The organism is Pseudovibrio axinellae, assembly GCF_900110875.1.
GTDB classification, from domain to species: Bacteria; Pseudomonadota; Alphaproteobacteria; order Rhizobiales; family Stappiaceae; genus Pseudovibrio; species Pseudovibrio axinellae.
Map to the genome: position 1 here is coordinate 528,019 of NZ_FOFM01000002.1, position 22,948 is coordinate 550,966.

Consider the following 22,948-nt stretch of genomic DNA (forward strand, 5'->3'; position numbering starts at 1 on the left):
CCGAAACCTGGAGTAACTGTTATGGCTGAATTCAAACTGCCAAAAAACTCCCGGATGGGAGAGGGTAAAGTCTGGCCAAAGCCGGAAGGTGCCACTAATACCCGTGAGTACCGCATCTATCGTTGGTCGCCGGACGATGGTCGCAATCCACGTATCGACACTTATCATGTTGATGCTGACGATTGTGGCCCAATGGTTCTGGATGCGCTCATCTACATCAAGGACAAGGTCGATCCAACTCTGACCTTCCGTCGTTCTTGTCGTGAAGGAATCTGTGGTTCTTGTGCGATGAATATCGATGGAACCAACACGCTGGCATGTACAAAGGGTGCTGACGAATGCTCAAACGAGATCGTCAAAATCTACCCTCTGCCGCACATGCCTGTTGTGAAGGATCTTGTGCCGGATCTGACGCGTTTCTACGCGCAACATCGCTCTATTGAGCCATGGTTGAAAACCACAACACCTGCGCCTGAAAAAGAATGGCTGCAGTCCCATGAAGATCGCCAGAAATTGGACGGTCTTTACGAGTGCATCTTGTGTGCATGCTGCTCCACCTCTTGCCCAAGTTACTGGTGGAACGGCGATCGTTACCTCGGTCCTGCAGTCCTTTTGCAGGCGTACCGCTGGTTGATCGATAGCCGTGATGAAGCAACTGGTGAACGTTTGGATAATCTTGAAGATCCATTCCGTCTCTATCGTTGTCACACCATCATGAACTGCTCGCAAGCATGTCCAAAGGGTCTGAACCCTGCAAAGGCAATCGCCGAGATCAAAAAGATGATGGTAGAGCGCCGCGTATAAATCGCGAACTGCTGACTGAACTGCGAAAAAGCCGCCCCCATGAAATGGGGCGGCTTTTTTCATTCCAGTACAAAACCATTAGAACTTGTAGGAAACACCGATCCTGATCGCGTCGCTGTCGATGTCTTCCTTGAAACGTGTGCCGCCAACGACGAAGCTGCGACCGGGAAACACAATCCGCTCGTAGTCCAGTCGCACAATAATGTTGTGAGTGACAAACATTTCAACCCCTGCACCGCCAACATAACCCGCCATCGTTCTGCTGTCAGAGCCTGGCCCGAAGTTTGGATTGGTGACGCGGAAGGTCGAAAACGCTGCCCCACCTGTGACATAGGCCATAAACCAGTCGTAGGTGAGTCCGGCGCGGACTTTTAGAGCGGCAAAATAGTCTGAGCGTAAAGCCATTTGATCACGGGAGTCTTCGCCAAAGCCCCAGTAAGCGCCTTCACCCTCAATTCCGATAAGAATGTTTTGATAGATGTGGTTGTAACCACCGTAAAGACCAACTGTGCCACCGTTATACTGCGTGCCACTGTTGTTAAAGCGGTTGGTGCCATGAAGGCGGGCCCAGCCGCCCTGTACGCCAAGGTAAAACCCCTCCCAGTCATACTCGGGTGGGTCGATAAGCCCGTCTACAAGCTCTTCCTCGTAAACGTCATAGGACTCGTCCACCTCGACGCCGGGCGGGTAATCAGCGGCGTAGGAATGGCTGCTGAAGCCGAGTAACCCCAATACCGCAAACGCAAATACTCTAAAGCGACTCATTGGTTCCCCCAAAATACGCAAGAGGATGACACGGCTAAAAATTCAGACGTGATAGATAACTTGATGTAAATGAGTTTAGAACCGTGTTCTTTATAAATACTTGATTTTAAAAAGGAAAATTTTCCTTAAAGCTAATCAGAAGTGACAGGCAATAAGGCGCTATTTCCGAATAGTTACTACGGAAAAACTGTAATTCCTACGAAACCACTAAGAAGCCAACTGCGCGTTTACGAAAATTCAGCGATTCTTTAGCGCTTTTCGACGCCCCGTAAAATCAGTTTGATCACGCCGACGCATTCTTTGCGTTGAATCTCATGGGGTTCCGCGCTGTGTAGCTGAGGAAAGCGGAACTTGGTCGTAGCTGCATGGATATGCCGAGCCACTTGGCGCACCTCTCTGAGATCGAACTCTTCTGCAAGATTTCCTGAGTGTAAGATCGTGTGTATCGGCTGGCGGACGAAGCGAAACAGCTCTTCGTAGTCTTGTGGGCGTTTACGTTCCACCACTTGCAGGCAATCGGCAAGACCTCGATTAAGCTCAAGCAGTCGGTAGGTTTCTTCAAACTCCATCAGGAGGAACTTACTCAGGCGTGCAGACGCGCTTGCATTGGGGTCTGTTATTGTCTCAAGGCGGGCGACCAGCTTCACAACCTCAGCAGCAACGACAGCGCAAGCAAGATCGATCTTGCTCGGGTAAAAATTATAGATATGCGCCATCGAGATTTCTGAGGCCTCTGCAATTTCCGCAACAGAGGTTTTTTTATAGCCTTGAGAAAGGAACGCGGCCCGGGCTGCGCTGAGTAGGTCTGCAGCGCGGCCCTTTGCAGTCAAAATTTCTGCGATGGACATTTTTAACTTCCAAAAGTGAAAAAACGAGAGTTTCTTCAGAAACCATAACTCAGTAGAAAATGCAATGATGCAGGCCTCTAATTTGACGGTGTATTAGGCAAAACACGAATGATTTTAGGCTATTAAGCACTTGCTATTTGATTTTTGTCATTGCTGGTTCTCGGCGATTTAGCAATATTAGAAATATCTAATACAAAAGGAGCCAAAGCATGGCTGTCGAAAACTGGCAAGACTTTCTGAAACAAACTGACGGACGAATTGCCGAGCTAAGACCAGGAATTCCCGGCGTCATGAAGGGGTTTAGCGAAATTGCAAAGGGGGCGATTGGAACTGGTGCTCTTGAGTCCAAAACAAAAGAGCTGATCGCTCTCGCAATTGGCGTGGCTGCGCGTTGTGATGCTTGTTTGGGGTACCATGCAAAGGCCTGTATCAAGTATGGCGCAACGCGTGAGGAAGTCATGGAGGCGCTCGGTGTGGCCGTTTACATGGGCGGAGGCCCAAGCCTCATGTATGCAGCTGAAGCACTCAGCGCATTTGATGCCCTTTTAGAAGACGAAAAATAGCACGCCGCACCGCCCTGACTGTGTCATTGAAAAAGCAAAAGCTTGCGAGCAAACTACGTCGTTGCACTTGCCCTGAATTGCGTTCAAGGGTAAGTGCAACGAGGGGAAGCCTCTTTGATTTCAGGTTAGGCAATATTGGTGGGTGCACCTTCACAGATCGGGTCAGATAGCTCTACAGTTTTTTTTGAGCTGGAAAAGAGCTTTCGTGTGTTGGAAAACGACAGTAATCTGCGTGTTTTACACGCGGGCGATCTTTCACACCTGTATCTGAACAAAAAGCCCGAAGCATCCTATGCTGATTGCCGCTTCATCTATATTCGCTCGATTGAGCATTATCTATCGCTATTTCCTGCTGAAGAGACGGTTGAAGTTGATGTAAATGTCGCTGCAAATGTATCTGGCTGGGATCTGAAAAAGACACTCATTGCTTTGCTAAAAGGCAACCCTGAACCACTTGATTGGGTTCAGTTGAAACACCCGTTCGCCGGGCATGATGAATTCCCTAACTCCCTTATTTCATTCGCTCTTGAGCATTGTGATCCCGTGCGTTTTGCGCTTTATCACTACTCTCGGCTGGAGCGTCAGAAGCATAGGTTTGATGGAGTTGCGCTGAGCGAGATCGTCCCAGAGCGCTTATATGACCTGATCCGTTCATCCATGGTTTTACGCTGGTACAATCAAAATCGCTATCAAGGCGTCCCACCATCTCGTCTGAGTGACCTTTCAGAAGCCACGTTCATTCGCCCGGTATTGCGCGGCGAAATCGAAGAGCTGGTTGAGCGGAGTGAAGCAGGCTTGATTAAGGACGTTGTTCGCCCAGCAGGCGCGATCAACGATTTGATCCTGTCTGAACTGGAAGCGGGCCCCGCACTGCTGTCACGCCGGCGCAAGCCGTTTACACAGGAAACGGCTGCACTAGCGGATAGATTCTTCCTGAAATGGGCTGTCGCCCCCAAAAACTGAAGGGCTCACATGGGCCTCAGTTTATTTTCCCTAATTGAACTTTGACAGAAATAGCCTAATTGCGCCGTTTTCGGCACAATTCTATTTACCACTCTCCCAACAATACCTTGAAATCGCGGGGATATTGAGGTTCCCAAGTTGCTGCTATGACCACGCCGGCGACGTTAAAAGCGCGACTGAACAAACCAGTCCAATAAACCAAACAATGGAACGCAGGGAGGCCCGGTCAAGCCAGTAGCAGACGATGTACAACACGCGAATTGCGATGAACAGACCGCACAGCTTTTCGATCCAGATAGGGTCGCCGCCATAGGCGGTAGCGACCAGAACAGACACTGCATACAGAGGGAAGGCTTCAAGAGCGTTCAGTTCTGCCGAACGAGCACGCAAGCGAAACCCTTCTTTCCAATAGGCAGGATCTCTTGGATTGGAATTGTTGAAGTCGCGAGAAAATTTAGCAGGAAGAACGGAAATCCATGGCAGCAAACCCGCAATCAGAATTGTCCATAAAGGAAAAGGCATTGTGTAATCTCCAAATAAAATCAGAAAAACCGAGGCTCTTATACAACCGACCGGAATTAAGTTGAACTGATTTCAACTATAATGGAAGTCGTGCATGCGTATAACTCCGCATCCGGGCTTCTCCTTTTCGCAATCAGATCGTGGCTAATTTGAATGCGCCGTTCGAGTGTCATCTATCCGAAGAAAAAGGGCACTATTAAGTGCTGGAACTGAGCGACACCGAATGACTGGACAGTGTCCGGCGCTCCACTGGAGGTGTGCCCATGACTATGGCAAATATACTATTCGTATGCGTAGATAACTCGTTTCTCAGCCTGATTGCTGAGGCCTACCTGAACAAGACCTCTATGGGTGAATTGAGGGCCTTTTCTGGTGGGCCGCTGCCAAGGGAGGATATGCCTGCGCTGACTAAAAAGGTCCTCTTCAAAAACGGAATGGAAGAGGCAGGGCTTCACCCTAAAGCCTGGACAATCTTTTCGCTGCCGCAAGCGCCGCAACCTGATTTCGTAATAAGCCTGCAGCCAAGTTCACTGCTTGACAAGCAACCGATATGGCCGGGGCGAGCAGCCAAGTTGAACTGGCACATTTGTATAGATGATAATATGCCTCGGAACATAAAAGAGGCGACCGATGCATTTCGCAAGATCAAAGAATCTATAGACTTAGCGCTCTCATCAAAGGTTTTCTCTGGTGATTCTCTGAGTTGGCGGGCAGCTTGCTAGGTTTAAGCGAGCTGAAGATCTATCAGACAAGACTGTTTTTTGCTGATTTCCCCTAGGAAATAGGGGTTTCAGTGGGAAACTCAAATTATTTTTAGGGGTAAACCTTCCACCTGCCTTGTTTTAGGGGCAGTTTCTTAAGGTCTTTATGGTTAATACGCCTTAGTTCACAAGGCCGGGATGACACCACTATGAATCGTAGTTTAACGATTGCGCTTGTTTCTGTAATTGCACTCTCCACGATGGCGTGCCAACGGACGACTTATACCCGTAGCTATGTCTCTCCGTTGCCCGCTTCCCCGATCTCGCCGATTGATGGCCAGACCCTGTCGCCGATCATTCCTGGTCAGCCTGGTTCCGAAGGTCAGATTCTGGTTGATGGTCAAGATGCGAACGCCAATTCACAGGTTGTTTCTGCACCACCTGCTCCTAACGTAAATGCGACAGGCGGCTCTGTTGGTCGTACTGATTTGCTTGGCGGTTGGAGCGTCTCTTCTGGTGGTGACAACTGTAAGCTCTTTATGACGCTGACCAAGTGGAGTGGTGGATACCGCGCGAATACGCGTGGATGTAGCGATTCGACCCTCTCTCAGATCTCCGCATGGAATTTGAATGGCAGTAACGTGGTTCTGAAGGACGCTGGCGGCAGCAATGTTGCAACCCTTTCAGGCGCCGGAACCAATTTCGCTGGTCAGACCTCAAACGGCTCTTCTATTTCGTTCGCGCGTTAAGAGAAGCTGAGCCTACAAAATAACGACAAGCGTTGCGCTGCATTAAGGCGCAGCGCTTTTTGCGTTTGCACCAACATCAATTGTATGTGTCGCCTTTAGGCGATGTTGTGGTTTTACTTATATCCCTCATAGTACTTGCTTCTGGGTGGGGCTCTCCTTTATGCCATGGACACTAAGGCATATCGGAATGTGAGATCTCCTTTACGGAAATCCAGTTTGAGGAATATAACCCCCGTGCTTGATCACTCATCAAACCCAACCTCGGTGCTGGCCCAATATAATGCAATGGTCACACGCGGCGATCTGGATGTTGACCCGGTGCAGGTCGAGGTGGCCAAGCGCCTTGATGCTCTAACGGCCAAATTGGTTGAACGTAAACCCGACGAGAAAAAAGGGTTGTTAGGCCGTTTATTCGGCAAGGGCAAGGACGATCAGGATTTCGTAAAGGGGTTGTACGTGTGGGGCTCTGTCGGGCGTGGCAAAACCATGCTGATGGACCTGTTTTATGATCTGAGCCCTGAACCCAAAAAGCGACGTTTGCACTTTCACGAGTTTATGGAGGAAATCCATGACCGGGTATTTATGGTGCGTAAGCAGGTAAGCGCTGGAACGATCAAAGACCGCGACCCAATTATTCCGATTGCCGAAGAAATCGCGAAAGACACACGTCTTCTTTGCTTTGATGAGTTCACTGTAACCGATATTGCCGATGCGATGCTACTGGGCCGTCTGTTCAGTAAGCTGTTTGAAGCTGGCGTCGTCTTGGTCTGCACATCCAATGTGGTGCCAGATGAACTGTATAAGGACGGACTGAACCGCGACCACATCCTGCCGTTTCTTCGCTCACTGAATGAACGAGTGGATGTCCTGCACCTTGATGCACCAACAGATTACCGGCTGGAGAAGCTGTCGGGCTCAGACACATACCTGACGCCAATCGCGCCTGATAGCCTGCATCGGATGGAGAAACTGTGGGACAGTATGACCTACGGTCTCCAATGTCACCTTGTTGAATTGGAGAATAAGGGGCGAAAAATCCCTGTTAGCCGGACCTGTAGCGCGATTGCGTGGTTCACATTTCAAGAATTGTGCTGCACCCCGCTCGGACCATCCGATTATCTGCGTATTACACATGCTTTCAACACAGTTTTCCTCGAAGATGTTCCGGTGATGGATAAGGCACGCCGAAACGAAGCAAAACGATTTATCAATCTCATTGATACGCTCTATGACAACCATGTCCACTTGGTGATTCAGGCAGAAGCACAGCCGCAAAACCTGTATGTAGCGTCCTCTGGAACAGAGGCGTTTGAGTTTGATCGTACAGCCTCGCGCCTGATTGAAATGCGCTCCCGAGAGTATGTTTTAGGTGAGTCGAATACCTAAAATTGAAAAAATTACAATTTTTTCAGAAATGACGTATTGAGAGCTCATCTAAACTGCTAAAAAAACGTCTTTTTAGGGAAAATAACGCCGATGTGTGCTTCATTTGGGTTGCGCGCATGCGTCAAAACCGTTACCCACTGCGACAAATAGGCACCATATATCATGGTTCTATGTTACGTAAAGGGGAGCTCCTCATGGCGCGCAACAAGATTGCTTTGATTGGATCTGGTCAAATTGGTGGCACACTTGCACACCTTGCTGGTCTGAAAGAACTGGGTGATATCGTTCTGTTCGACATCGCTGAAGGTATGCCTCAGGGCAAAGCTTTGGATTTGGCAGAATCTTCTCCAGTTGACGGCTTTGACTCTGGTCTGTCTGGCACAAACACTTATGAAGGCATCGCTGGTTCGGATGTCGTCATCGTGACTGCAGGTGTTCCTCGTAAACCTGGCATGAGCCGTGATGATCTGCTTGAAATTAACCTGAAGGTTATGGAGCAGGTTGGCGCTGGCATTAAGAAGTACGCACCAGACGCATTCGTAATCTGCATCACCAACCCGCTCGACGCGATGGTTTGGGCTTTGCAGAAGTTCTCTGGTCTTCCAGCAAACAAAGTTGTTGGCATGGCCGGTGTTCTGGATAGCTCCCGCTTCCGTTACTTCCTTGCTGAAGAATTCAAAGTGTCTGTAGAAGACGTAACCGCATTCGTTCTTGGCGGTCACGGCGATACAATGGTTCCGCTGACACGCTACTCCACTGTTGCTGGTGTTCCACTCACCGATCTGGTGAAAATGGGCTGGCTTACTGCAGAGCGTCTCGAAGAAATCGTTCAGCGCACCCGTGATGGTGGCGCAGAGATCGTTGGTCTTCTGAAAACTGGTTCCGCATTCTACGCACCAGCTGCCTCAGCTATTGCAATGGCAGAGAGCTACCTCAAAGACAAAAAGCGCGTACTTCCATGTGCTGCATACCTTGATGGCCAGTACGGCCAGAAAGACATGTACCTGGGCGTGCCAACTGTGATTGGCGAAAACGGCATCGAACGTATCATTGAAATTGACCTCAATAGCGATGAAAAAGCGATGTTCGACAAATCCGTTGCTTCCGTAAACGGCCTTGTTGACGCTTGTAAAAAAATCCAGCCTGCTCTGGCATAAGCCAGGCAAGCTTTGATCTGAAAGGCTGGCAGCAAGCTGCTGCCAGTCGAGCACCCTGGTTGCAGGGCCCCTTGGAAATGGGAAGGGCAGATGAACATACATGAATACCAGGCCAAACAGGTCCTGAAGGAATACGGCGCACCTGTTGCTGAAGGTGTTGCAATTTTCTCCGCTGATGAAGCTGAAGCTGCTGCGAAAAGCCTTCCAGGCCCACTGTGGGTTGTGAAGTCTCAGATCCACGCAGGTGGTCGCGGTAAGGGTAAGTTCAAAGAACTCGGCCCAGAAGCAAAAGGCGGCGTTCGCCTTGCATTTACTCTGGATGAAGTTAAGTCCCACTCTGCTGACATGCTCGGCAACACGTTGGTGACAGCTCAAACGGGTGATGCTGGTAAAGTCGTAAACCGTCTTTACATCGAAGATGGCGCAGACATTGACCGCGAACTCTACCTCTCCCTGCTCGTTGACCGCACATGTGGTCAGGTTGCTTTCGTAGCATCCACCGAAGGCGGCATGGATATTGAGGAAGTCGCGCACAACACGCCTGAGCTGATCCTCACTCTGCCAATCGATCCGCTTCAGGGCGTGACCGAGAACAAAGCATCTGCTCTCTGCGATACGCTGAAGCTGGAAGGCGAAGCACGCGCTGATGGCATGAAGCTGTTCCCGATCCTCTACAAAGCATTTGTAGAAAAGGATATGGCGCTTCTGGAAATCAACCCGCTGATCGTTATGGAAAACGGTCGTTTGCGCGTTCTGGATGCAAAAGTATCCTTCGACGGCAACGCTCTGTTCCGCCACGAAGACATTGTTGCCCTGCGCGATAAGACCGAAGAAGACGAAAAAGAGATCGAAGCTTCCAAGCACGACCTCGCATACGTCGCTCTTGAAGGTAACATCGGCTGCATGGTGAACGGTGCAGGTCTTGCGATGGCCACTATGGACATCATCAAACTCTACGGTGCTGAGCCTGCAAACTTCCTCGACGTTGGTGGCGGTGCTACCAAAGAGAAAGTAACCTCTGCGTTCAAGATCATCACTTCCGATCCAAACGTACAGGGCATTCTGGTTAACATCTTCGGCGGCATCATGCGCTGTGATGTGATCGCAGAAGGCGTTCTGGCTGCTGTTAAAGAAGTTGGCCTTCAGGTTCCTCTCGTTGTGCGCCTCGAAGGCACCAACGTTGAACTTGGCAAAAAGATCATTAGCGAAAGCGGCATGAATGTTATTCCTGCTGACGATCTCGACGATGCAGCTCAGAAAATCGTGGCTGCAGTGAAGGAGGTCGCATAATGTCCATCCTCGTAAATAAAGACACAAAAGTCATCGTTCAGGGTCTGACCGGTAAAACCGGTACTTTCCACACTGAACAGGCACTCGCATACTACGGCACCATGATGGTTGCTGGTGTGCACCCTAAAAAGGGTGGCGAAACCTGGTCTTCCGGCATCGAAGGTGCCGCTGAACTGCCAATCTACGCTTCTGTGAAAGAAGCAAAAGATGCAACCGGCGCAAACGCTTCTGTTGTTTACGTTCCACCAGCAGGTGCGGGCGCAGCAATCATCGAAGCAATTGATGCTGGCATTCCTTTCATTGTTTGTATCACCGAGGGTATCCCGGTTGCAGACATGGTGAAGGTAAAAGCGCGCCTTGATGCATCCGACAGCCGTCTTCTTGGTCCAAACTGCCCAGGCGTTCTCACTCCTGAACAGTGCAAGATCGGCATCATGCCAGGCTCCATCTTCAAGAAGGGCTCCGTAGGTATTGTTTCCCGTTCAGGTACACTTACTTATGAAGCAGTCTTCCAGACCTCGCAGGAAGGCCTCGGCCAGTCCACTGCAGTAGGTATCGGTGGTGACCCTGTAAAAGGCACTGAGTTCATCGATATGCTGGATATGTTCCTGGACGATCCAGAAACAGAATCCATCATCATGATTGGTGAAATCGGCGGTTCTGCAGAAGAAGAAGCAGCTGAATGGCTCCAGGAGCAGGCTAAAAAAGGCCGTTCCAAGCCAATGGTTGGTTTCATCGCAGGTCGTACAGCGCCTCCAGGCCGTACCATGGGTCACGCAGGTGCTGTGATCTCTGGTGGTAAAGGCGGAGCTGATGACAAGATTGCAGCTATGGAAGCAGCGGGTATCCGCGTCTCTCCATCTCCTGCTAAGCTTGGCAAAACCCTTGTAGCTCTTCTTCAAGAGCTGAAGCAGGGCGCCTAAGCTAACGCCCCTTATACTTTTCAGGGGCATACTCATCGGGCTGTCGGTGAACGAAATTCACCGACAGTTTATAAGAGGCAACAAGTCCCCAGGCTTGTTGTCAGTCGCGGGACCCAAGGGTATGTGGTGTTTTTCACCCGCCCAAAGAAAGTAGGGCGGACCAAAAGTCCGCTTAAAAACGATGGCTCGGCAGGACGCGAACAAGGTATTCGCGCTGACGTCGTTCCTATACGGCGCCAACGCTCCTTATATTGAAGAGCTGTATGCTCAATATCAGGAAAACCCCGGCTCACTCGACCCAGAGTGGAAGGAATTCTTCTCTTCGCTTGAAGACAATCCAGAGGATGTGATCAAGGAAGCTCGCGGTGCGAGCTGGAAACGTCCAGACTGGCCGGTTCCCGCCAACGGTGAACTTGTGTCTGCGCTCGATGGCGATTGGCCATCTGAGAAAATTGTCAGCAAAAAAATTCAGGCAAATGCCCAGAAGACTGGCGTTGAGCTAACTGAAGATCAAGTGTTGCAGGCGACCCGTGATAGTGTGCGCGCTATCATGATGATCCGTGCTTACCGCATGCGCGGCCACTTGCATGCTGAACTTGACCCGCTCCGCCTCGCTGTTCCAGGTGATCACGAAGAGTTGCATCCCGCGACCTATGGCTTCTCTGAAGAGGACTGGGATCGGAGAATCTTCCTGGACAATGTTCTGGGTATGGAATTCGCCACCATCCGTGAGATGCTGGAAATCTTGAAACGGACCTACTGCTCGACACTTGGTGTTGAGTTCATGCATATCTCTGACCCTGCCGCAAAAGCATGGATTCAGGAGCGTATTGAAGGTCCAGATAAGCACGTTGCCTTCACTCCAGAAGGTAAAAAAGCCATCCTCAACAAACTTGTTGAGGCAGAAGGCTTTGAAAAGTTCCTCGACGTTAAATACACTGGTACTAAGCGTTTCGGCCTTGACGGTGGTGAAGCTCTTATTCCAGCGCTCGAGCAGATCATCAAACGTGGTGGTGCCCTTGGCGTTAAAGACATCGTCTTGGGAATGGCTCACCGTGGTCGCCTGAACGTTCTGTCCCAGGTTATGGGTAAGCCACATCGCGCGATCTTCCACGAATTCAAGGGCGGTTCTTACGCTCCTGACGACGTAGAGGGCTCCGGTGATGTTAAGTACCACCTCGGTGCTTCTTCTGACCGCTCATTCGATAACAACAATGTTCACCTGTCTTTGACAGCGAACCCATCTCACCTTGAGATCGTGAACCCCGTTGTTCTTGGTAAGGTGCGCGCAAAGCAGGACCAGCTCGCAGACTGGAAAGAAACGACAGAAATTGACCGCAGCAGCGTTCTTCCGTTGTTGCTGCACGGTGATGCAGCGTTTGCTGGTCAGGGTGTTGTTGCTGAGTGTTTCGGCCTGTCTGCACTGCGTGGACACCGTACTGGTGGTTCGATCCATGTGATCATCAATAACCAGATCGGCTTTACAACTAACCCACGGTTCTCGCGCTCTTCCCCGTATCCATCTGATGCTGCTAAAGTTATTGAAGCACCGATCTTCCATGCAAATGGTGATGATCCGGAAGCTGTTACTTTTGCTGCAAAGATTGCAACGGAATACCGTCAGAAGTTCGGGCGTCCGGTTGTAATCGACATCATCTGTTACCGTCGTTTCGGTCACAACGAAGGTGATGAACCTGCGTTCACGCAGCCGATCATGTACCGCAAAATCCGCAAGCACGAAACAACTCTTCAGATCTACGCTGATAAGCTGGTCAAAGAAGGCTTAATGAGTGCTGAGGACGTGGACAAGGCGAAAGCTGATTGGCGTGCACATCTTGACCGTGAGTTCGACACGGGCCAGACCTACAAGCCAAACAAAGCTGACTGGCTTGATGGCCGGTGGGCTAAGATGAAGATTGCTAAGGAAACCGATGAGCCACGTCGTGGTTCAACCGGTCTTTCTATGGATGAGCTGAAGGAGCTGGGCCAGAAACTAACCAGCGTGCCTGATGATTTTAACGCTCACCGTACGATCCGCCGCTTCATGAACAACCGTGCCAAAATGATCGAGACCGGAGAAGGTATCGATTGGGCAATGGGCGAAGCGATGGCCTTTGGTGCGTTGCTGCAGGAAGGTAATTCCGTTCGCTTGTCCGGTCAGGACTGTGAGCGTGGTACCTTCTCTCAGCGTCATTCCGTTCTTTATGATCAGGAAAATGAAGATCGCTACATTCCATTGAATCATGTTTCAGAAGATCAGGGTCGCTACGAAGTGATCAACTCGATGCTTTCTGAAGAAGCGGTTCTTGGTTTCGAATACGGCTACACCCTTGCAGAACCAAACGCACTGACCATGTGGGAAGCGCAGTTCGGTGACTTTGCAAACGGTGCGCAGGTTCTGTTCGATCAGTTCATTTCATCTGGTGAGCGCAAATGGTTGCGTATGTCCGGTCTGGTATGTCTGTTGCCGCATGGCTACGAAGGTCAGGGCCCAGAGCATTCATCTGCTCGCCTTGAACGCTTCTTGCAGATGAGTGCAGAAGACAACATGCAAGTGGCCAACTGTACAACACCCGCGAACTACTTCCACATTCTGCGTCGCCAGTTGAAGCGTGACATTCGTAAGCCGCTTGTGCTGATGACACCAAAGTCTCTGCTGCGTCATAAGCGGGCAGTTTCTACGCTGGAAGACTTCAATCTGGACAGCAGCTTCCACCGTTTGCTTTGGGATGACGCAGAACGTCATCCTGGATCAACTGTTAAGCTGAAGTCGGATGAAGATATTCGCCGCGTCATTCTATGTACAGGTAAAGTCTACTACGACCTGCTTGAAGAGCGTGAAAAGCGCAACATCACCGATGTTTACATCCTGCGTGTTGAGCAGCTCTACCCATTCCCGACCAAAGCACTTTGTGTTGAGATGGGCCGCTTCAAGAATGCAGATGTGGTCTGGTGTCAGGAAGAGCCAAAGAACATGGGCTCCTGGTTCTTCATTCAACAGTACATTGAATGGGTGCTGGAGCATGTGAATGCAAAAGTGCATCGCCCACGTTACGCTGGCCGCCCAGCTGCCGCAGCAACCGCAACTGGCTTGATGTCAAAACATTTGGCTCAGCTACAAGCTTTCCTCGACGATGCATTCGCCGAGTAAGTACCTCGTAATCAGGTAAAGTCCGAGAGGCCTTCAAGTGGCCCTGAAACGAAAAGAGATAGAGACAATGGCGACGGAAATTCGAGTGCCCACACTGGGTGAATCCGTAACCGAGGCAACAATTGCTCAATGGTTTAAAAAACCGGGCGATGCGGTGAATGCAGATGAGCCACTGGTTGAACTGGAAACAGACAAGGTAACGGTTGAAGTGCCTGCTCCTGTTTCTGGCAAGCTGGACAGCATTGATGTGAAGGAAGGCGAAACTGTTGAAGTTGGCACTCTTCTAGGTTCCATCGCGGCAGGTGCAGCTGCTGTGCCTGCCGCCGCAGCCGCTCCAGCAGCAAAAGCAGTTCCTGCTGCCGCCGCTGAAACGGTTGAGGTACTGGTACCAACTGCTGGCGAAAGCGTGACTGAAGCTGAAGTTGGCGAATGGTCAGTTAAAGTTGGTGATGTTGTAAAGGCTGACGATATTCTCGTCGAGCTGGAAACAGACAAAGCAGCTCAGGAAGTACCAAGCCCAGTGGCAGGTACTGTTGTTGAGATTGCACAGGCAACGGGCGCGACTGTAGAGCCAGGCAACTTGCTCTGCAAAATTGCTAAGGGCGAAGGAGCTGTCGTTTCAGCTGCTGCTCCTGCTGTTGCAGCACCTGCCGCTTCTGCTCCATCCTTATCTGGTATAAGCATGCCAGCAGCACCTTCCGCAGCTAAAATGATGGCTGAAAAAGGATTGTCTGCTGATCAGGTTGCTGGTTCCGGCAAACGCGGTCAGGTTCTGAAAGGTGATGTTCTTGCAGCCGTGGCTGCTGGCGTTTCAGCAGCACCAGCTGCCTCACCAGCTCCTGTTGCTATTCGCGCAGCATCGGCTCCAACCGACGAAGTTCGTGAAGAGCGCGTTCGCATGACCAAGCTGCGCCAGACCATTGCGCGCCGCTTGAAGGATGCACAGAACTCTGCGGCTATGCTGACCACTTATAACGAAGTGGACATGAAGCCGATCATGGACCTGCGCAAGCAGTACAAGGATATCTTTGAGAAGAAACACGGCGTTAAGCTTGGCTTCATGGGTTTCTTCACCAAAGCAATCACCCATGCTCTGAAAGAAATTCCTGCTGTTAATGCTGAGATTGATGGCACTGACATCATCTACAAAAACTACGCACACATCGGCGTTGCTGTTGGCACTCCGAAGGGTCTCGTGGTTCCTGTTGTTCGTGATGCAGACCAGATGTCTATTGCTGAGATCGAAAAAGAAATCGGCAATCTCGGTCGCAAAGGCCGTGATGGCAAGCTTTCCATGGCAGATATGCAAGGTGGCACCTTCACCGTTTCCAACGGCGGTGTCTATGGTTCCTTGATGTCCTCTCCAATCCTGAACTCACCGCAGTCCGGTATCCTGGGCATGCACAAAATTCAGGAGCGCCCAGTTGCAATCAACGGTCAGGTGGAAATCCGTCCGATGATGTACCTGGCTCTGTCTTACGATCACCGTATCGTGGACGGCAAGGAAGCAGTGACCTTCCTGGTTCGCGTCAAAGAGAGCCTGGAAGATCCACAGCGTCTGATTCTGGACCTTTAATATAAACGTGCCCGGCACTGGTCGGGCACATTTGCTTTATGGGGAGATTGGCGCACAAACCGTTCGTCGCAGCCTTCTCCCATCTACTAACAGGGGTAGCAAATGTCCTACGATCTCGTTGTTATCGGAACAGGCCCGGGCGGTTATGTTTGTGCGATCAAGGCAGCTCAGCTTGGTATGAAAGTTGCCGTTGTCGAAAAACGCAAAACCCATGGCGGCACTTGCCTGAATGTTGGTTGCATTCCATCCAAGGCATTGCTTCATGCCTCTGAGATGTTTGAGGAAGCCAACCACAACTTTGAAACCCTCGGCATTAAAACCTCCAAGCCCAAAGTGGACTGGAAGGCGATGCAGGGACACAAAGCCAAGGTGGTTGACGGAAACGTTTCCGGTATCGATTATCTCTTCAAAAAGAATAAGATCGACGTGCACACCGGTGTTGGCCGCGTACTCGGCGCAGGCCGTGTAGAAGTAAAAGCCGAAGACGGTTCTACGTCCATTGTCGAAACCACAAACATCGTTATCGCAACTGGTTCTGACGTGATGCCGCTTCCAGGTATCGAAATCGACGAAAAGACCATCGTATCGTCAACTGGCGCTCTTGAGCTTGAAAAAGTTCCAAACCGCATGGTTGTTGTGGGCGCAGGCGTTATTGGTCTTGAGCTTGGTTCCGTATACGCGCGTTTGGGTGCTCAGGTGACTGTGGTTGAGTTCATGGACAAGATCCTTGGCCCAATGGATGCAGACGTTTCCAAACAGTTCCAGCGTATGTTGAAGAAGCAGGGTATGACCTTCAAGCTCTCTTCAAAGGTAACTGGCGTTCAGAAAAAAGGCCGTGCGCTTGAAGTGACTGTGGAGCCAGCAGCTGGTGAAGCAGCAGCTGAAACTATGGACGCTGATGTCGTTCTGGTTGCCATTGGCCGCCGTCCATACACCGAGGGCTTGGGTCTGGCAGAAACTGGCGTTGAGCTGGATGAGCGTGGCCGTGTTAAGACAGACGCTCATTACAAGACCAATGTTGATGGCATTTATGCAATTGGCGACGTAATCGTCGGTCCAATGCTTGCGCATAAAGCTGAAGATGAAGGCGTTGCATTGGCAGAGATCATCTCCGGCCAGGCTGGTCACGTCAACTACGATGTAATTCCGGGTGTTGTTTATACATCTCCTGAAGTTGCTAGCGTTGGCAAGACAGAAGAAGAGCTTAAAGCTGCTGGCGTGAAGTACAAGTCTGGCAAGTTCCCGTTCTCAGCCAATGGCCGTGCAAAAGCGATGCTCCACACGGATGGCTTCGTGAAAGTTCTGGCCGATGCAGAAACGGATCGCGTTCTTGGTGTTCACATTCTCGGCCATGGTGCTGGCGAACTGATCCATGAAGCATGTGTTTTGATGGAATTTGGTGGATCCTCAGAGGATCTGGGCCGGACCTGTCATGCGCATCCGACAATGTCGGAAGCCGTCAAAGAAGCTGCTATGGCGACAGCTGGCAAGCCGATACATATGTAATCTGGTTTGAGTGTGACCCACTCTGCTTTGATTTAAACGAAAGCCGCTTCAGGAAACTGAGGCGGCTTTTATGTTATTGGCGTATGAGAATGTAGCTGCGGGTCTTTTCCGGGATGGTTGGATCATGGTTTTCTGTTCGCATATAAGCCTGCATCCGCTCACCCATCGGGCGTAGTTCAATATGTTGGGCTTTGAAAAATCCGCCAAACCGAAATGTAAGAGCACCGTTTAAGTTTAATGCCCCAGCAGCCCAGCCCCATTTGCAGTCGCGTGGAGAGCAACTGGTGAAAGTACGTGCCCGGACGATGAGCTGGTTCTCTATACAAGTACCTTCAACCTCAAGAGAAGAGAGCTCATTAAGCTTGGCGCTCGGGTTTTCCCAGTTGCCAATCTCCACCAATTCGGATTTTCGCAGCTCGCAGGCCTCTTGTGCGTAAGCTGCCGAAGCTAGAGACACAAAGACGCTTAGGAATGCGCAGGCTTGTATTATCTGTTTTAGTGTCATGACCAAAAGCTCCCCGCCTAGTCCTCTCATATATCAATGTAGGCGGACCCTGCGAGGAGTAAATGCGTGTTTCTTCTAATCACCCAAGGTCTTTTCTGGCTGCAACAATCGAACTGAGTTCTTTCGTTGCTGCAGACACATCAGGCGCCCCGCAAATTGCCGATATAACTGCAACACCATCTGCACCAGCACTGATAACCTGCGCAGCATTTGCAAGGGAGATGCCCCCGATTCCGACAACAGGCAGAGTGGCTTGTTCGGTTAGGTGGCGGAAATTCTGCATTCCAACCTGAGCAGCATCATCTTTGCTGATAGTTGGGAAGCAAGCACCAATCCCAAGGTAATCACAGGCCTCAAGATCAGCAGCGTCTAACTCACTTTGTGTGCTAACAGATAAACCAAGCAGCTTGTCTGGGCCGATTAATTCGCGCACCTTCGAGGCATCCATATCCTCCTGGCCAACATGAACACCATCGGCATTCACTGCGAGGGCGACGTCAATCCGGTCATTTACAATCAACGGCACATTCAACGGCTCCAAAGCCGTCATAAGCCGCTGAGCCAATTGAACTTGTTCGCGTGTCGTACCCCTCTTGTCGCGCAGCTGAATGACACTTGCTCCGCTTGTTGCAGCAGCAGTGGCGATGTCGACAGGGTCTTGTCCGGGGCAATCTTGTGGTCCCAGAACCAGATAAACGGAAAGATCAAGCAACGGCTTCATGCATTTTTACTCGTGCTGTTGTGGTAATGGTATCGCTGTTTAACCGGTACAGTCCGTTGATGATATCCAGCTGTAGGCTTGCCGGGCCAGCAGTTTCTTTGGCTGCAATCTCACCAATCACACCCAGATAAACCATCGCATGAACAGCGGCGTAAAATGGATCATCGCAAACAGCAAGTGTCGCGCCGGTCAATGCCGTTGCTGTGCAACCAAGGCCAGTTACGTAAGGCATCATAGCATCGCCATTTTCAACCTGTGCTGTCCGTTCACCATCAGTAATAAAGTCAATCGGGCCGGAAACGACAACAACAGCGCCTGTTCGCCTTGCAAGGTTTTTGGCGCCATCAAGGGCCGTTTCAGGACTGTCGGTGCTATCTACGCCTTTGCCGCCAGCCCCTTTGCCAGCCAAAGCCATGATCTCAGAAGCGTTACCGCGAATTACACTTGGCTTGTTCTTTAAAAGCTCTGCAGCAAACTGAGTACGAAAGGTCAGCGCACCAACAGCGACCGGATCAAGTACCCATGGACGACTAGCTTTGTGCGCCGCAGCTGTTGCCAACTTCATTGCGTCAGCCTGAGCTGGTGTAACGGTGCCAACATTCACCACCAAAGCTCCAGCAACGCTGGCAAGCTCAGGTGCTTCTTCCGGTCCATCCACCATCGCAGGGGAAGCTCCCAGAGCAAGCAAAGCGTTTGCCGTTGTATTGGCCACCACAATATTCGTCATATTGTGAACGAGCGGACTTTTTTCACGAATTGCAGAAAGAGTTACGCAAGCGCTTTCGACAGGACCCATAGTTTTCCTCAGTCTCGTTGTGCGAAAGAGAGCCGTTGCTTTAGGGCTTTATGCAGATTTAAGAAGTGCTATCCCTGAACAACGCTGTGAGCGCTCCCTTCGCTGGCATTATCCAGATCAGGTTCATCGAGTATAATCTCAGCCTTAGCAATTTCGCTACAGGCACCCCGTTTCGCACATAGGAACCTAGTCGTTGAACCTAACAAGATCAAGCAGGCGCTCCCAGCTCATCGTAGTATCAACGGCGTGGATGGGCCTTGTCGTAGGCATCAAGCAGCTGCGCACTGTTTATCTCTGTATAGATCTGTGTGGTAGAGAGACTTGCATGTCCCAGAAGCTCTTGAATGCTACGCAAATCACCGCCTTCAGAAAGGAGGTGCGTTGCAAATGAGTGGCGCAATGCATGTGGTGTCGCGGTATCAGGTAAGCCGAGGGCACTACGGATTTTTTGCATGGCAAGTTGTATCATGCGCGCATTCAAGGGACCGCCTCGAACGCCGCGAAAAAGGGAGGAGTTTGCAGAAAGGTCAAACGGGCATTGCTCTTTGTACGCCTCTATCGCCTCAACCACGACAGGCAGAACCGGCACAATCCGTTCCTTGTTGCCTTTCCCGCGGATGCGGATGGATTTATCACCAGCTTTAGGAGCACTTGCAACTGTCAAGGATAGCGCTTCTGAAATACGTAGCCCGCAACCGTACAGCAGTGTAAAAACTGCCGCATTTCGGGTCTCAACCCAAGGCGTGTCCTCAAAGGAGAGGTCGCTGCTGACAATAGCCTTTGCTTCTTCAATCGGAATAGGTTTGGGCAGACTGCGGGGAAGTTTTGGAGTGCGTACCGCTGATGCTCCTGCTGCATTAACATCTCCGCGTTCTTCGAGAAACGAGAGAAAAGACCGAATGCCAGCAAGCCCTCTGGCCAATGTACGCGTTTGCGCCCCATCTCGTCGGCGTGTCGCCAGAAACCCTCGAAAATCCTTGGGTTTCAAAGATTCAAGATGAAACAACGCAACGGGTTCACCCTCATAGCTCGTCAAAAAGCGAAGGAACTGACGCACGTCACGCTCATATGCTTCCAGCGTGCGCTCAGCAAGTCGCCGCTCTGATCCAAGGTGATCAATCCAGTCTTCAATCGCTGCGTTCACATCTGGTTTGCAGATGATGAGCAGGTCTTCGCCGCTATCCAAGGAAATTGCCATTTTGCAAGTCTAGGGGGCAAACCTAGCTGAATGGTTACCAAATGCTAAACATTCACGTATTTGCAAGCCCGATGAGAAAAATTAGTCAACCACAATAGGTTGCCCATGATCTTCGATGATCCGGTCAATCTCTTGCCGCGCCGCGCGTGCAAACCGCTTCTGGTTCTCAGTAGGTGCTGTGGAATCTCCTAGAACAACAATGTTCTCATCATTAAACCGGTTGGCCGGGCCAGTGTAATTAAAGCTGCCAACAATCATGATACTGTCATCGATGACCATGAGCTTGTGGTGGAGCTTGCCTAATCGACTCGAGCCGCGAACCAAATGCAGGTCCGCCCCTGCCTCGGCAAGTGGGAGGGTTGCTGCCCAGTCTTGTCCGCCTTGGCGGGCATCAAGTGCTCCGCGGACCGTCCGGCCTGCATCCATCAACAACAACATCGCGTCGTCAATGCCAGAGCTTTTGGAGAAAGTGAAGATCGCAAAGTCCACGCGGTCCTTTGCTTTCGTCATCTGTTTGGTCACTTCCATCTCTGGTGCATGGTCAGGTGCAAAGCAAACTTTAACGCGGATGTCGTCGACAATCACCTCTTTGGGCGTGTTTTCGCTTTCGTTCTCGTCAACGCTATATCGCCCAAAGCGACCGCGTTTGATTTCGCGAAATTCCCGTTCGAAGATCTTTGCCACTTCCTCGTTCTTGATTGTGAGAAGGTGGTTCAGATTTCGATGCGTGCCGGTTTCAGTAAAGTTTGTTGAACCAGTCAAAACAGCATTACCATCGCGTATGATAAATTTCTGATGGAAAATGCGAGGATTAAAGTCGGTTCGAACCCAAACTTTAGCACGCAGCAATGCTGCATGAAGCTGCCGGTTGACCTCGTTTTCGACAGTAAGATCGCTGGCATGTGGGTCATCTGCGGGTTCGTCTACGCTCAGGTAATCCGCTTCAGAAACCACACGAACCCGAAGCCCGCGCTTTCTTGCGTTGATGATTGCGTTGGCGATGCGCGGGTTGTCAATTTCTTGAATTGCTATTTCAAGCGTATCCTCGGCAGCGTCCAAAAAAGCAATAATCTCACCTTCCAGATCATCAAGCGGATTATCTGGCAAATGGTCAAGAACGGCTTTTGGGCCGACGAGGAATTTTAGATTCTCGGTTTCAACTGCCATCATACCCTCCCACTGTCACGCTACCTTACCTCAGGGTAGTATGTGTGTCCGCACACAATTATGACAGTGGAAGAGTTGACTGCTTAGAAGCCGACAGAAATGAGCACGTTGGAGTTGCCCTGGATCTCAAGAATGCGAGCATCGCGCAGTTGCTCGTCTTCTGAAACCGGATCCTTACTCATCCAACCGGTAAACATCTCCATTTCAGCATCGCTCAGCGGCATGTTGTAGGTTGATTGCATGTAAAAATAGATCCGAGCGATATCCCCGCGCGTCGCGGCCATTGGTTCAGCCAGTTTGTTTTTGCTGTCGATCTCAAAATCACAAGCACCGTAGGTTCGCTCTTCGCCAGAAATGACGGCCATACGGTAATTGGAGCGGTCGCCATTCAGCTCACCAACGGCTGGAACCAGATTATGCAGGTCTGCTTCCATGCGTTTAAATTCCGGGTCTACTTTGGAGCAGCAGCGGCGCCCTTTATAAGCTTTGCCCTTCTTGGTGACACAGGCAGAGTTGCCATCAGTCCAACAGGCTCTGGTTTTGCCAAAGCGCGAGGCTGGCACAACATGTTCCCACTCGATCCGCTTGCCGCGTTTTGCATTCTTACGCGGTGTGTAGCCACAACTGGCCGCATCAACCTGTTTTTCGCCGCTGTAGGAGCAGCCACAATAAAACGTCTCGCGGTATTCCTGTGTTGGGTAAATGTGCTTTTCCAATAGGCGCTTGGCCTGCGAAAAACTTGTAGGCGTTTGAGCTGAAGCTGCTGAACAAAAGATAGCAATGAACAGGGCAAGTGGAAGCAAAATAAGATTGCGCATGAAGTTACTTTCTTAGCGTATCCCCGGAAAGTAGCCACCGATTTTCGGCTAAGGATACGCATTAAGACAAAACCTAAGGCGTGTCGTGTTGATGCGAGTGATCGCAACACGCTCAAGGTCACCATCAGAGACTGGCGAGCGAGAATTAATATTCTCCTGCCAACACTGTTTGACGCGGTGGATACAGATTTGTGCGCAAACACACTGCCTGAATGAGTGGGTGTGAACCTTGCGGACTTGGAATTGTGGGAGTGGAAAGCTCTAAGGCATCACCTGAAAATCAATCATCTAAGCCGGCTTGCTAGCTCTTGGATCCGGTGCTGTGAATACACCTCGATGCCGTGCTCAAGTAGGGCCGCTGTTACAACACCCAGACCATCACGCGTTTTGCCATCGTGATGACCACTGTAGACAAAGGTCGTTCCGCATGACGGACTTCCATCCGCCAAAAGAGCAAAGCGACATCCTGTCTCATGTGCGGTCTTCACCGCCAAAGAAGCGCCAAGAACAAACTGTTCTGACACATCACGCCCATTATTTTCAAATATGGACGCTTCTCCTGAAAGTACGTCAGGTCCCAACTTGCCGTGTTCGATCTCTGCCGGAGGTCGTGGTGTCGGAAACCCCGCTGCAATCTCAGGGCAAAGCGGAACGAGCATTCCAGAATTGCGCCAATCGGATACAAGGCTGCTTTCAACAGACAAACTGCTGCCGTTATATCGAACGGGTCTTCCCAAAAGACAGGCGCTGATCAGAATTTTCGTCATGATTTCGGACAATGGCCCCCATATTCACAAAAAGAAAGCGCAGTCCGGATGGCCTGCGCTCGCTATAGTCAC

The 22,948-nt window shown here is 50.7% G+C and carries 22 protein-coding genes and 1 riboswitch; of the genes, 12 read left to right on the forward strand and 10 right to left on the reverse strand.

Annotation, left to right across the window (positions count from 1 at the left end):
* Nucleotides 1–21 precede the first annotated feature (21 nt).
* A complete protein-coding gene (locus BMZ51_RS07380) occupies nucleotides 22–804 on the forward strand; it encodes a succinate dehydrogenase iron-sulfur subunit (RefSeq protein WP_068004387.1) in 783 nt (260 codons plus the stop codon).
* A gap of 78 nt (nucleotides 805–882) precedes the next feature.
* Here BMZ51_RS07380 and BMZ51_RS07385 read toward each other — a convergent pair whose 3' ends face one another.
* Together BMZ51_RS07385 and BMZ51_RS07390 are read right to left on the reverse strand one after the other, a co-directional pair.
* Entirely contained in the window at nucleotides 883–1,569 is a 687-nt protein-coding gene (locus BMZ51_RS07385) for an outer membrane protein (protein WP_068004384.1), read from the reverse strand.
* Between the two features lie 248 nt (nucleotides 1,570–1,817).
* On the reverse strand, nucleotides 1,818–2,417 hold the full coding sequence (locus tag BMZ51_RS07390) for a TetR/AcrR family transcriptional regulator (RefSeq protein WP_068004382.1): 600 nt from the start codon (nucleotides 2,415–2,417) through the stop codon (nucleotides 1,818–1,820).
* 209 nt (nucleotides 2,418–2,626) lie between these two features.
* On the opposite strand from BMZ51_RS07390, the gene BMZ51_RS07395 reads away from it, so the two are divergent.
* On the forward strand, nucleotides 2,627–2,980 hold the full coding sequence (locus BMZ51_RS07395) for a carboxymuconolactone decarboxylase family protein (RefSeq protein ID WP_068004379.1): 354 nt from the start codon (nucleotides 2,627–2,629) through the stop codon (nucleotides 2,978–2,980).
* Between the two features lie 138 nt (nucleotides 2,981–3,118).
* Nucleotides 3,119–3,943, forward strand: a complete 825-nt coding sequence (locus BMZ51_RS07400; RefSeq protein WP_208979342.1) for a DNA polymerase beta superfamily protein — start codon at nucleotides 3,119–3,121, stop codon at nucleotides 3,941–3,943.
* A 144-nt stretch (nucleotides 3,944–4,087) separates the two neighbouring features.
* Here the strand turns inward: BMZ51_RS07400 and BMZ51_RS07405 are convergent, their stop codons facing one another.
* A complete protein-coding gene (locus tag BMZ51_RS07405; protein WP_068004373.1) occupies nucleotides 4,088–4,465 on the reverse strand; it encodes an MAPEG family protein in 378 nt (125 codons plus the stop codon).
* 263 nt (nucleotides 4,466–4,728) lie between these two features.
* Between BMZ51_RS07405 and BMZ51_RS07410 the strand changes: the two genes are divergently transcribed.
* From BMZ51_RS07410 to lpdA, 9 genes are all read left to right on the forward strand, one after another.
* Entirely contained in the window at nucleotides 4,729–5,187 is a 459-nt protein-coding gene (locus BMZ51_RS07410; RefSeq protein WP_068004369.1) for an arsenate-mycothiol transferase ArsC, read from the forward strand.
* A 188-nt stretch (nucleotides 5,188–5,375) separates the two neighbouring features.
* Nucleotides 5,376–5,915, forward strand: a complete 540-nt coding sequence (locus BMZ51_RS07415; RefSeq protein WP_068004367.1) for an AprI/Inh family metalloprotease inhibitor — start codon at nucleotides 5,376–5,378, stop codon at nucleotides 5,913–5,915.
* Nucleotides 5,916–6,149: 234 nt separating this feature from the next.
* Nucleotides 6,150–7,301 carry a cell division protein ZapE gene (gene zapE, locus BMZ51_RS07420; protein ID WP_068004364.1) on the forward strand — a complete coding sequence of 384 codons (1,152 nt, stop codon included), beginning with the start codon at nucleotides 6,150–6,152 and terminating at the stop codon, nucleotides 7,299–7,301.
* A gap of 194 nt (nucleotides 7,302–7,495) precedes the next feature.
* Complete coding sequence (mdh, locus tag BMZ51_RS07425) at nucleotides 7,496–8,458, forward strand: malate dehydrogenase (RefSeq protein WP_068004361.1); 963 nt, start codon at nucleotides 7,496–7,498, stop codon at nucleotides 8,456–8,458.
* A 90-nt stretch (nucleotides 8,459–8,548) separates the two neighbouring features.
* The gene (sucC, locus tag BMZ51_RS07430) at nucleotides 8,549–9,748 is read left to right on the forward strand and encodes an ADP-forming succinate--CoA ligase subunit beta (protein ID WP_068004358.1); all 1,200 of its coding nucleotides are present in this window, start codon (nucleotides 8,549–8,551) and stop codon (nucleotides 9,746–9,748) included.
* Nucleotides 9,748–10,671, forward strand: a complete 924-nt coding sequence (gene sucD / locus BMZ51_RS07435; RefSeq protein WP_068004356.1) for a succinate--CoA ligase subunit alpha — start codon at nucleotides 9,748–9,750, stop codon at nucleotides 10,669–10,671. Before sucC ends, sucD begins: the two co-directional genes overlap by 1 nt.
* 181 nt (nucleotides 10,672–10,852) lie before the next feature.
* Nucleotides 10,853–13,822: a 2-oxoglutarate dehydrogenase E1 component gene (locus BMZ51_RS07440; RefSeq protein ID WP_068004353.1), complete on the forward strand. Its 2,970-nt coding sequence runs from the start codon at nucleotides 10,853–10,855 to the stop codon at nucleotides 13,820–13,822.
* A 67-nt stretch (nucleotides 13,823–13,889) separates the two neighbouring features.
* The gene (gene odhB, locus BMZ51_RS07445) at nucleotides 13,890–15,398 is read left to right on the forward strand and encodes a 2-oxoglutarate dehydrogenase complex dihydrolipoyllysine-residue succinyltransferase (RefSeq protein WP_068004350.1); all 1,509 of its coding nucleotides are present in this window, start codon (nucleotides 13,890–13,892) and stop codon (nucleotides 15,396–15,398) included.
* 102 nt (nucleotides 15,399–15,500) lie between these two features.
* Nucleotides 15,501–16,904, forward strand: a complete 1,404-nt coding sequence (gene lpdA, locus BMZ51_RS07450; protein ID WP_068004348.1) for a dihydrolipoyl dehydrogenase — start codon at nucleotides 15,501–15,503, stop codon at nucleotides 16,902–16,904.
* Nucleotides 16,905–16,977: 73 nt separating this feature from the next.
* Here lpdA and BMZ51_RS07455 read toward each other — a convergent pair whose 3' ends face one another.
* The 7 genes from BMZ51_RS07455 to BMZ51_RS07485 form a co-directional block, all read right to left on the reverse strand.
* A complete protein-coding gene (locus BMZ51_RS07455) occupies nucleotides 16,978–17,409 on the reverse strand; it encodes a hypothetical protein (protein ID WP_068004345.1) in 432 nt (143 codons plus the stop codon).
* A 79-nt stretch (nucleotides 17,410–17,488) separates the two neighbouring features.
* The gene (gene thiE, locus BMZ51_RS07460; protein ID WP_068004342.1) at nucleotides 17,489–18,130 is read right to left on the reverse strand and encodes a thiamine phosphate synthase; all 642 of its coding nucleotides are present in this window, start codon (nucleotides 18,128–18,130) and stop codon (nucleotides 17,489–17,491) included.
* On the reverse strand, nucleotides 18,114–18,926 hold the full coding sequence (gene thiM, locus BMZ51_RS07465) for a hydroxyethylthiazole kinase (protein ID WP_068004339.1): 813 nt from the start codon (nucleotides 18,924–18,926) through the stop codon (nucleotides 18,114–18,116). The genes thiE and thiM overlap by 17 nt, the downstream gene beginning before the upstream one ends.
* Before the next feature lie 75 nt (nucleotides 18,927–19,001).
* Nucleotides 19,002–19,106: riboswitch (TPP riboswitch) on the reverse strand.
* A 58-nt stretch (nucleotides 19,107–19,164) separates the two neighbouring features.
* Complete coding sequence (locus BMZ51_RS07470) at nucleotides 19,165–20,112, reverse strand: tyrosine recombinase XerC (protein WP_175485006.1); 948 nt, start codon at nucleotides 20,110–20,112, stop codon at nucleotides 19,165–19,167.
* A gap of 93 nt (nucleotides 20,113–20,205) precedes the next feature.
* A complete protein-coding gene (locus BMZ51_RS07475) occupies nucleotides 20,206–21,291 on the reverse strand; it encodes a phospholipase D-like domain-containing protein (RefSeq protein WP_068004333.1) in 1,086 nt (361 codons plus the stop codon).
* A gap of 83 nt (nucleotides 21,292–21,374) precedes the next feature.
* Complete coding sequence (locus BMZ51_RS07480; protein WP_068004330.1) at nucleotides 21,375–22,109, reverse strand: endonuclease; 735 nt, start codon at nucleotides 22,107–22,109, stop codon at nucleotides 21,375–21,377.
* Nucleotides 22,110–22,393: 284 nt separating this feature from the next.
* Nucleotides 22,394–22,876: a 2-thiouracil desulfurase family protein gene (locus BMZ51_RS07485; protein WP_082825582.1), complete on the reverse strand. Its 483-nt coding sequence runs from the start codon at nucleotides 22,874–22,876 to the stop codon at nucleotides 22,394–22,396.
* Nucleotides 22,877–22,948 lie beyond the last annotated feature (72 nt).

What these genes read in the sequence shown, in the direction of transcription:
- BMZ51_RS07380 (WP_068004387.1), top strand. Translation starts at nt 22, where the DNA reads ATGGCTGAATTCAAACTGCCAAAAAACTCCCGGATGGGAGAGGGTAAA.
- BMZ51_RS07385 (WP_068004384.1), bottom strand. Translation starts at nt 1,569, where the DNA reads ATGAGTCGCTTTAGAGTATTTGCGTTTGCGGTATTGGGGTTACTCGGC.
- BMZ51_RS07390 (WP_068004382.1), bottom strand. Translation starts at nt 2,417, where the DNA reads ATGTCCATCGCAGAAATTTTGACTGCAAAGGGCCGCGCTGCAGACCTA.
- BMZ51_RS07395 (WP_068004379.1), top strand. Translation starts at nt 2,627, where the DNA reads ATGGCTGTCGAAAACTGGCAAGACTTTCTGAAACAAACTGACGGACGA.
- BMZ51_RS07405 (WP_068004373.1), bottom strand. Translation starts at nt 4,465, where the DNA reads ATGCCTTTTCCTTTATGGACAATTCTGATTGCGGGTTTGCTGCCATGG.
- BMZ51_RS07410 (WP_068004369.1), top strand. Translation starts at nt 4,729, where the DNA reads ATGACTATGGCAAATATACTATTCGTATGCGTAGATAACTCGTTTCTC.
- BMZ51_RS07415 (WP_068004367.1), top strand. Translation starts at nt 5,376, where the DNA reads ATGAATCGTAGTTTAACGATTGCGCTTGTTTCTGTAATTGCACTCTCC.
- mdh (WP_068004361.1), top strand. Translation starts at nt 7,496, where the DNA reads ATGGCGCGCAACAAGATTGCTTTGATTGGATCTGGTCAAATTGGTGGC.
- sucC (WP_068004358.1), top strand. Translation starts at nt 8,549, where the DNA reads ATGAACATACATGAATACCAGGCCAAACAGGTCCTGAAGGAATACGGC.
- sucD (WP_068004356.1), top strand. Translation starts at nt 9,748, where the DNA reads ATGTCCATCCTCGTAAATAAAGACACAAAAGTCATCGTTCAGGGTCTG.
- BMZ51_RS07440 (WP_068004353.1), top strand. Translation starts at nt 10,853, where the DNA reads ATGGCTCGGCAGGACGCGAACAAGGTATTCGCGCTGACGTCGTTCCTA.
- odhB (WP_068004350.1), top strand. Translation starts at nt 13,890, where the DNA reads ATGGCGACGGAAATTCGAGTGCCCACACTGGGTGAATCCGTAACCGAG.
- lpdA (WP_068004348.1), top strand. Translation starts at nt 15,501, where the DNA reads ATGTCCTACGATCTCGTTGTTATCGGAACAGGCCCGGGCGGTTATGTT.
- BMZ51_RS07455 (WP_068004345.1), bottom strand. Translation starts at nt 17,409, where the DNA reads ATGACACTAAAACAGATAATACAAGCCTGCGCATTCCTAAGCGTCTTT.
- thiE (WP_068004342.1), bottom strand. Translation starts at nt 18,130, where the DNA reads ATGAAGCCGTTGCTTGATCTTTCCGTTTATCTGGTTCTGGGACCACAA.
- thiM (WP_068004339.1), bottom strand. Translation starts at nt 18,926, where the DNA reads ATGGGTCCTGTCGAAAGCGCTTGCGTAACTCTTTCTGCAATTCGTGAA.
- BMZ51_RS07475 (WP_068004333.1), bottom strand. Translation starts at nt 21,291, where the DNA reads ATGGCAGTTGAAACCGAGAATCTAAAATTCCTCGTCGGCCCAAAAGCC.
- BMZ51_RS07480 (WP_068004330.1), bottom strand. Translation starts at nt 22,109, where the DNA reads ATGCGCAATCTTATTTTGCTTCCACTTGCCCTGTTCATTGCTATCTTT.
- BMZ51_RS07485 (WP_082825582.1), bottom strand. Translation starts at nt 22,876, where the DNA reads ATGACGAAAATTCTGATCAGCGCCTGTCTTTTGGGAAGACCCGTTCGA.